Origin of the sequence: Brevundimonas sp., assembly GCF_036399195.1 — a bacterium.
Classification (GTDB): Bacteria; Pseudomonadota; Alphaproteobacteria; order Caulobacterales; family Caulobacteraceae; genus Brevundimonas.
In genome coordinates, this window is record NZ_DASWNO010000139.1 from 1 (window position 1) to 1751 (window position 1751).

The 1751-nt window shown below is 72.5% G+C and carries 2 protein-coding genes; one reads left to right on the forward strand and one right to left on the reverse strand.

What is annotated here, in order from left to right; genetic code table 11:
* The first annotated feature begins 100 nt into the window (after positions 1 to 100).
* Positions 101 to 949: an aldo/keto reductase gene (locus tag VGB60_RS06650; RefSeq protein WP_414644478.1), complete on the forward strand. Its 849-nt coding sequence runs from the start codon at positions 101 to 103 to the stop codon at positions 947 to 949.
* Here VGB60_RS06650 and VGB60_RS06655 read toward each other — a convergent pair.
* A partial coding sequence (locus tag VGB60_RS06655) for a TonB-dependent receptor domain-containing protein (RefSeq protein WP_331037481.1) occupies positions 933 to 1751 on the reverse strand: 819 nt, incomplete at its 5' end. The genes VGB60_RS06650 and VGB60_RS06655 overlap by 17 nt on opposite strands.

Consider the following 1751-nt stretch of genomic DNA (forward strand, 5'->3'; position numbering starts at 1 on the left):
GCAAGGTCTTGGAAGGGACGCCTTAAACTTTGACGGTCAAACTCCGTCGGTGATCCCGAACCGCGCCCCGTCTCCGGTCGACAAACTGGCTCTGGCTGTCGTGCATGCGCCCGAGCGGGCCATTCCCGCGCCCGCCGGCGCTCGCGAGGAATCGCTTCGGTTCCTGCTCCAGACCGCCGCGGATTCCGGCGTCTCGATGATCGCCACCCGGCCCGACGGCGACGGAGAGCGCTGGCTCGGCCAGGCCTGGCCCTTCCCCTCGCCCTTCCAGGTGTCGGTCTGCACCGTCCCGGTCGGTGACGGCGTTGACCGGGTCGAGGCCCGCGCGCGCCGCTCGCTGGAGCGGCTCGGCCTGCCGCGCGGCGACGCCCTGCTGATCTCCAACGCCGCCGATCTGGCCGGTACCGAGGGCCGCGCCCTGTGGGACCGGCTGCTGGCGCTCAAGGACCGCGGCCTCTACCGGCGCATCGGCTTCTGCGCCACGGTCGAGGACGGCCCGGCCCTGCTGGCGCGCCGGTTCCAGCCCGACGTGGTGCAGCTGAAATGCAATGTGCTGGACCAGCGGGCCCAGCACTCCGGCGTCCTGTCCGAACTGGCTTCGCTGGACGTCGCCATTCACGCTTCCTCCGTCTTCGCCGACGGCTGGCTGTTCATGAGCGGCGAGGCCCTGCCGCCCGAGATGCACCGCCACGCCCCGACCCTGTCGCGTATCCGCCGCCGGCTGGCCGAGGCCCGGGTCGATCCGATGCAGGCCACCCTCGCCTATGCGCTGGGGCTGCCGGAAGTGTCGGCGGTGGTCGCCAGCGTCGCCAGCGCCGCCGAATTGCGGGCCGTGGTCGCCGCGGCCCACGCGCCGACCCCCGCGCTGGACTGGGCCGCCCTGCAGCTGGAGCCGGCGACGGCGGCCGGCGCCGGCTCCCTGCGCGGCAGGATCAGTAGCGCAGCCTGATCCCCGCATACGCCGACCGCCCCGGCTCGCCGTAACCGAACACCTGCTGATACCGCTCGTCGGTCAGGTTCTCGACCCGCGCCGTCAGCGTCACCGCCTCGGTCAGCGCCCACGACGCGTTCAGGTGAGCGACGACGAAGCTGTCGCGCACCCCGCCCACGTCGTCCTGATCCCCCTCGGCCCGCACCGTCAGCGCGGCCGACAGCTTGCGCCCGGTCCAGCCGAGCGTCGCCGAGCCCGCATGCTCCGGCACGCGCAGCAGCCTCGCCCCGGTGGTCTCGTCGCGTGCATCGGTCCAGCCGTAGGCGAGGCTGAAGTCGAAGCCCGCCCCGATCCGCGCCCGGCCCTCCAGCTCGACCCCGTCGGTCGCCGTCTCCGCCACATTGACGTAGACGCTATCGAAGGTGACGGGGTTGAAGACGTAGGTGATCTGATCCTCGACCGTCAGCCGATAGGCCGTGGCGCGGCCCTCGATCCGGCCGTCCGCCGAACGCCAGCCGATCGCCGCCTCATACCCCTCCGCCGTCTCGGGCCGTAGCGACGGGAAGGGATCGGCCGAGAAGCAGAAGTCGCACACCGCCTGGCTGATCGACGGCGCCTTGAAGCCCGTGCCCCAGGCCGCCGACAGCACGAGGCCGCGACCGGGCTCGAACGCCCCGGACACCCGCCCCGTCGTCTTGGACCCAAAGTCATCGGTGGCGTCGTGGCGCAGCGCCCCGGTCAGGCTCAACCGCTCCGTCGGCTCGATCCGCGCGGTGACAAAGGCGGCGCTCGCGCCGAGGTCCTCGGTCAGCCCGGTCGA